The following is a 6,663-nucleotide window of genomic DNA, read 5'->3' on the forward strand; positions in this document are numbered from 1 at the left end:
GGGCCTACCCGTAATGCACGCGGCGTTCGAGGAAGCGGAACTGCAGCACCGTGAGCAGCGCCACCACCACCATGAGGATCACCGACTGGGCCGAGGAGCCGCCGATGTCGTTGCCTTTGAACCCGTCGAGATAGACCTTGTAGACCAGCGTCATCGGGTTGTTGGCGGGCTTGTCCTTCACGATCACGTCGATGATCGGGAAGGTGTCGAACATCGTGTAGGTGATGTTGATGACCAGCAGGAAGAAGGCGGTGGGCGCGAGCAGCGGCAGGGTGATGTCGCAGAACCGGCGCCAGCCGGATCGCGCGTCGATCAGCGCCGCCTCGCGCACCGAGACCGGGACCGATTGCAGCCCCGACAGGAAGAAGATGAAGTTGTAGGGGATCTGCTTCCAGACCGAGATCACGATCAGCGCGCTGGCGGTGTCCCAGTAGTCGATGCCGACCTTCAGATCATAGCCGAACCATGCCGCCATCTGGGTGAACGGGCCCATATGCATGTCGAAGAACATCATGCCGATGAGGCCCGCCACCGGGGGCGCGATGGCGTAGACCGAGATCAGCAGAGTCTTGTAGGTCTCGGCGCCGCGGATCACCTTGTCGGCCTTGACCGCCAGCAGCAGCCCAAGCCCGAGTGACAGCGCCGTGACCACGACACAGAAAAAGGCGGTGAAGGCGGCGGTCGAGAGATAGCCGCGGCTGGTCAGCGCGTCGGTGTAGTTGTCGAGGCCCACGAAGGTCGCGCCGAAGCCGAACGGGTCTTCGAGGTAGAAGGACGAGGTCACCGCCTGCACCGAGGGCCAGTAGAAGAAGATCGCCACCACTGCGAGCTGCGGCAGCAGGAACATCCACGGCGTCAGCGGGCGGTCGAACTGGACGCGCTTGACGGGGGTGGCGGTCTCACCGGACCACCAGCGGCGGAGCCGGGCAAAGAGCGTGGTCTCGGCCTCGGCGATGGTAAAAGGCGTATCGGTCACGGGCGTGTCCTGGTCGGGGGCGGGGCGCTCGGGCATGGCAGTGGAGCTTGGGCCGGGCGCGGCAATGGAACGGGGGGCCGGGCGCATGGCCCGACCCCCAATTTCGGTCGATGTCGGCTCAGTTCGCGGTCTTGGCGAACCGGGCGAGCAGGGCGTTGCCCTCTTCCTCGATGATCGAGAAGGCCTCATCCACCGACACCTCGTCCGAGAAGATGCGGTTGAACTCGCGCTCCATCACCGAGCGGATCTGCGGATAGAAGCCCATGCGGTAGCCCTTGGACCACTCGCCGCCCGGCAGCATCAGCTGCTGGATGCCGACCTCGGCCACCGGCTGGTCGTCGTAGTAGCCTTCCGACTTGGCCAGCTCGTAGGCCGCTTCGGTGATCGGCACGTAGCCGGTGCTGCGGTGCCAGAAGAACTGGGTCTCGGGCGAGGTCAGGAAGGTGAAGAACTGCGCGGTGCAGGCGTTTTCTTCCTCGGGCTTGCCGGCCATGGCGAAAAGCGCCGCGCCGCCGATGAAGCTTTGGGTGCCGGCGCCTTCGATGGCGTCCCAATAGGGCATGTAGACGGCGTCAAACTCGAACTCGGCCGATTGCTGCAGGCCGCCGAAGCTGCCCGAGGAGCCGATCCACATGGCCGCCTGGCCTTCCTCGAAGGGCTTGAGGTTGTCGGCCCAGCCGGCGCCGTAGAAGCCGTAGAGATCCTCGTCGGCCCAGGCCTTGAGCTTCTCGAACATCATTTTCTGGTTGTCGTCACTGACGAGGATCTCGGTGCCGTCGACGCCGTCGTAACCGTTGTTGTTGGTGGCGAATTGCTGGTTGTTCCGCGACTTGAAGTTCTCAACCATCATCCAGGTCAGCTGCGAGGCGGTCATCGGGATGTAGCCGGCCTCTTTCAGCTTCGGTGCGACCGTTTCGAACTCTTCCCAGGTCTTCGGCGGCGCGACACCGGCCTTCTCGAAGGCTTCGATGTTGTAATACAGGATCGGCGCCGAGGAGTTGAACGGCATGCCGATGAACTTGCCGTCGGCATCGGCGTAGAAGTTGCGCACGCCAGCGATGAAGGCATCGCGGTCGAAGGCTTCGCCTGCGCCGAGGATCAGGTCTTCGGCGGGAACGGTCGCGCCCTTGGCGGCGATGATGGTGGCGGCGCCGGCATCGAACACCTGCAGGATGTTGGGCTGCTCGCCCGAGCGGAAGGCCGCGATGCCCGAGGACAGCGCCTCTTCATAGGTGCCGCGCGAGACCGGGGTCAGGTTACACTGGTCCTGGGCTGCGTTGAACTGCTGGGCGATCTCGTTGATCACTTCGCCGTTGCGGCCACCCATGCCGTGCCACCAGCTGATGTCGGTGGCGGCGAAGGCGGTGGAGGAAGTGAGAGCGAGGGCGATGGCGGTCGATGCCGTCTTGAACATGTCCCTTGTCCTTTCAGGAGGTTGTCTTTGAGGGACCGCTATGCGGGCTATGTGACAGCCAAGCTTAAGGAATGTGAAACTTTCACGTCGCGCCGGACACGCTGCGCTTGTTTGGCGGCGTTGCGGGATCGTCGGAAGGCAACGGCGAACGTGACCGCAACAGCCGGGATGCCACCCGGTGGATCACGGCCGCTGAGCGACGACCGGGCAGGTCGGTAAGGTGTGTTAGGATGCGCGTGCGGCCCTTTCCCTGATCGCGCGGCGGTGCCACCGCCAACTGGCAATCTCAACGGTGAGCCGCTAGCCTGCTCGTGGCCCCGGGTGGCCATCGCTCGAACGGAAGAAGCAATGTCGGTAACCTATGTCGGTATCCAGGCGGTCAATTCGCCGGACTATTTTTTGAAAGTGGCTGAATCCTATCGCAAGGGCGAGATTGTGGTTCCGCTTTTTGGCGGCGACATCAAGCTTCCCGAGCAGATCCAGATTTCTCGCGTTGTGACGCCAAATGCCGATGGCAACTGGTTGCAGGAGGATGTTCGGGGAAACCCGTCGACCGATATTGCGCAGATCTCCTTTTCATCGGGTACGGAAGGTGCTCCGAAAGGGATCGCGATCTCGCACCGTGCCCTGCTGGATGTGGTCGAACGTCTGAACACGTACATGCGCGTGGACGATACCATCCGGGAGTACATCGGAATCCCGGTCTATTTCTCGTTCGGGCTCGCGCGGTGTCGCGCGGTCTGTCAGGCAGGCGGCGCAGCCTATATCCCCTCGAACGGGTTCAAGCTGACGGAGTTTCTCGCCCTTCTGGAGCGCGGCGAGGTCAATGCGCTTTCTGCGGTTCCAACCCTGCTGCGGCTGGTGATCAAGAACGAACGCCGCTTCGCCGAGGCGGGTAAGCGCCTGAAATGGCTCGAGATCGGCAGTCAGTACATCAGCCGGGACGAGAAGGAGGCGCTGAAACGGATTTTTCCGAATGCGGTGATCCTGCTCAATTACGGCCTGACCGAGGCGTCTCGATCCACGTTGCAAATCGTCTCGGAGGACACGGGCGCGGCGCTCGACTCGGTGGGCCGGGCCGAAGGCGACATCGAAGTCGCGCTGACGGACACCGGGCGCATCAAGATCCGGGGACCGAACCTTGCGTCCTATCTGCTGGTGGATGGCGAGCAGCGCCCCCTCACGGATGACGACGGCTGGTTTGTCACCGGCGACGTGGGCGAGATCGTTGACGAGCGGCTGTACTATCGCGGCCGGGCCGATGACATCATCAATTGCGCCGGCAAGAAGATTTCCAGCGAGGTTCTGGAACAGAAGATTCTCAAGGAGGCCGGTGAAAACCTGCCGATCGCCGTCGTGGGCATTCCCGATCCGATGCGCGGAGAGCGGGTCTTTGTGGCCGTCGAGCGCGGCGAAGAGATGCCTCTGGACCGGGTCAGGGAGCTGGCGGAAGGAACGCTGGCAAAGATCGACGCCTCGATCGCGGGAGCGGTCTCGGTCGGCGAGGTCGACGCGCTTCCCAGGACCCACACCAACAAGGTCAAACGCAAGGCGCTGCAAAAGGAGGTGATCGCCCGTCTCGAGGCGACCGGGGCGGCAACGCCGCGGACGAAAGCGGCAGACGATCCGTCTTCGGGCGTGCTGGCTCAGATCGTTCAGGTGTTCGAAGCCCAGTTCCCCGGCGACGACATTTCGCCGGAGGACACGTTCGATGCTCTGGGCGGGACCTCGATGGATTTCATCGAGGTCGATCTGGAGCTCGAAACCATCCTCGGCTCGGCGCCAGGGGACTGGAACCAGATGACCTTGGCGCAGCTTGCGGCGCTCTCGGATCAAGACGCTCTCGATAGCTCCGGAGGCAAGGCCGCAAAGACCTACAAGCTCGATCAGCTCGGCGCGCGCGCCCTGTGCTGTATCCTGGTGGTCTTCGCCCATGTCGTCGGGGATAACCCGCAGGCCGGACTGAGCCTGCCCATGGACCATTGGCTTCACACGCTCAACGAATTCATGGGCTACTTCAAGATGCCCCTGTTCGCGTTTCTGTCGGGCCTGACCTTCCAGACCATCGGCTCTGCCGAGGCGCCGCCAAGGGCTTTCTTCGGCTCTCTGGCGAAGACGATTGTCCTGCCCTCCATCGTGGCGATGGTCTTGTTCGCAATCGCGACCAATTCGCTTGGCGGCAGCTATTCGAATAGCGGGGGCGGCCCCGGGCTCTTCTTCCTGAGCTCCTACGCGCATTTCTGGTTCATCCAGAGCCTGATCGTGATCCTGCTGGTTTCATACGCCTTGCTCTACCTCTTGGGCGATGCCGCGCGCTGGCCGTTGCTCGCCGTTTTGCTGTCCCCGATGATCTTCACCGGGGTCTTCATGACGCCGTTCTTCGCATTGGACGGGGTTGCGGTGCTGGCGCCGTTCTTTGCCTTTGGGCTGGTCTTCGGGCAGAGATCCTATCTCGCCCTGAGCCGGACCGAGGTGATCCTGGTCGCCGTCGCCTCTCTGGCCGCGGCGACCGCAGCCGTGGCCCTGTACGCGTCAGGGCATGTCTTTCTCTACATGCCTCACTGGGGGGCGTTTCTGATCGGCCTGCCGCTGATCATCGCGGTGCTGCTTCTGTCGACGCATCTGAAACTTCTCAAGCCTTTGGCCCCGTTCACGTTCTATATCTTCCTGTTCCACGTCTTCGGAACCTCCGGCGCCAGGAGGGCTTTGGAACGACTGGGCGAAGAGGATCTGACCGTTCATCTGGTGGTCGGAACGCTGGTGGGGGTCGTGGTGCCAGTGTGCATCGCACTCGCGGTTCGGAAACTCAGCCCCGCGAAATTCATCGAAAGGCGGATGTCGCCGCAATGAGATCGCGCCCCCGGTGGGGAGTGCTGAGGGCGGCCCGGCTTCCAGGGCGCAGGTCGCCAGACCCGCATGGGCGGCGCCAGCCTTTCGTAGCGACTTCAATCCCGCTGGAAGACGGCTGGTGCAGGCGTGGTGATTCTCAGCCGGAAGAGGAGGCGCATTACACATAATGCAGCCATGATGTGTTGCGCCTGACAGGCTCCGGTTGCCTTCCGGCGGTCCGTTCTCAATTTGAGAGCAGCGATACGACGGAGGGCCGAGTGTTCGGAGCCTGCGGAAATGGATTTAATTCCAATAGGTTGTTGGTCGCGATCCTCTCTTGTTTGAGGCGGTGTTGCGAATGGGTGACACGCAATTGAATATTGACACCAAGCCGGGATGGCGGAGCATTTAAGTCATTTTCGCGCAAGTTTTAGGCAAAATCTTCGCGAGAAAATGGTTAGTCGGACAATTTCCCCGGGAGGCGCGATTCCGGCGCATGGCTTCGTATTGCCTGGCGTCATCTCGCCCGACCATCTCTCGTTTGGCCCCGCTTGCGCTCGGATGGCGTGTGGACCCGCTGCGATGACAGCGTCTCCACGGCAGGGAGGGTAAGCCATGTCGGATTCTATTTCTTTTGTTGTCGAAGGTGTGGTCGATACGCTGATCACGGTCACCGAGGTGAACGGAGATCTGGTCGTCACGATGGAGGTCCTCGATACCGGGGCGAGCATCGGTGATCTTGGCGGGATTTTTTTCGATATCGCGGATGCCTCTCTGATCGACGGGCTCAGTGTGACCGGCGACGACGTGACCGGCGGGCAGTTCAAGGAAGATGATGTTTCCAATCTCGGCGGCGGCGTGAACGTCAAGGGCCAGCTGGTGCGTCAGGGTGACTTCGACGGCGGTGTCAAATTCGGGACGTCGGGCATCGGCAAGGATGATATCCGGACGACGACGTTCGTTCTGTCCCACGACAGTGTCGATCTGACGCTGGACCTGCTGTCCGAGCAACGCCTCGCACTGCGCTACACGAGTGTGGGGGAAGACGGTGGCACCCGAAACGGATCCGAAAAGATTGGCGGGGTGTTCGATCCGGCCCCGGTGAACGATCCGCCGGTGGCGGAGGACGATGCCGAGACCACCGACGAGGACACCCCGGTCACGATCGCGGTGCTCGGCAATGACAGCGACCCCGAGGGCGATCCGCTGACCGTCACCAGTGCGGGCAACGGCGCCAACGGCACCACCACGGTGAATGGCGACGGCACCATCACCTACACGCCCGATGCCGACTGGAGCGGCACCGACAGCTTCAGCTACGAGATCTCGGACGGCAATGGCGGCACCGACACGGCGACGGTGACGGTGACGGTGGCTCCGGTGAACGACCCGCCGGTGGCGGAGGACGATGCCGAGACCACCGACGAGGACACCCCGGTCACGA

Annotated in this window: 4 protein-coding genes; 2 read left to right on the forward strand and 2 right to left on the reverse strand. The window is 62.6% G+C overall.

Translation table 11 applies throughout. The features are described from left to right. Window positions 1-4 precede the first annotated feature (4 nt). Both AC6RA4_RS00755 and AC6RA4_RS00760 read right to left on the reverse strand, forming a co-directional pair. Complete coding sequence (locus AC6RA4_RS00755) at window positions 5-976, reverse strand: ABC transporter permease subunit (protein WP_500156420.1); 972 nt, start codon at window positions 974-976, stop codon at window positions 5-7. Between the two features lie 118 nt (window positions 977-1,094). Next, window positions 1,095-2,390: an extracellular solute-binding protein gene (locus AC6RA4_RS00760; protein ID WP_500156422.1), complete on the reverse strand. Its 1,296-nt coding sequence runs from the start codon at window positions 2,388-2,390 to the stop codon at window positions 1,095-1,097. Window positions 2,391-2,738: 348 nt separating this feature from the next. Here AC6RA4_RS00760 and AC6RA4_RS00765 point away from each other — a divergent pair, with 348 nt between their 5' ends. Next, window positions 2,739-5,240 carry an acyltransferase family protein gene (locus AC6RA4_RS00765; protein WP_500156424.1) on the forward strand — a complete coding sequence of 834 codons (2,502 nt, stop codon included), beginning with the start codon at window positions 2,739-2,741 and terminating at the stop codon, window positions 5,238-5,240. Between the two features lie 594 nt (window positions 5,241-5,834). Continuing rightward, window positions 5,835-6,663, forward strand: an 829-nt coding sequence (locus AC6RA4_RS00770) for an Ig-like domain-containing protein (RefSeq protein WP_500156426.1), incomplete at its 3' end; no start/stop codon positions are given.

This window comes from Salipiger sp. (assembly GCF_059781815.1).

Coding starts and splice junctions, on each gene's coding strand:
- AC6RA4_RS00760 (WP_500156422.1), bottom strand. CDS start 2,390: ATGTTCAAGACGGCATCGACCGCCATCGCCCTCGCTCTCACTTCCTCC.
- AC6RA4_RS00765 (WP_500156424.1), top strand. CDS start 2,739: ATGTCGGTAACCTATGTCGGTATCCAGGCGGTCAATTCGCCGGACTAT.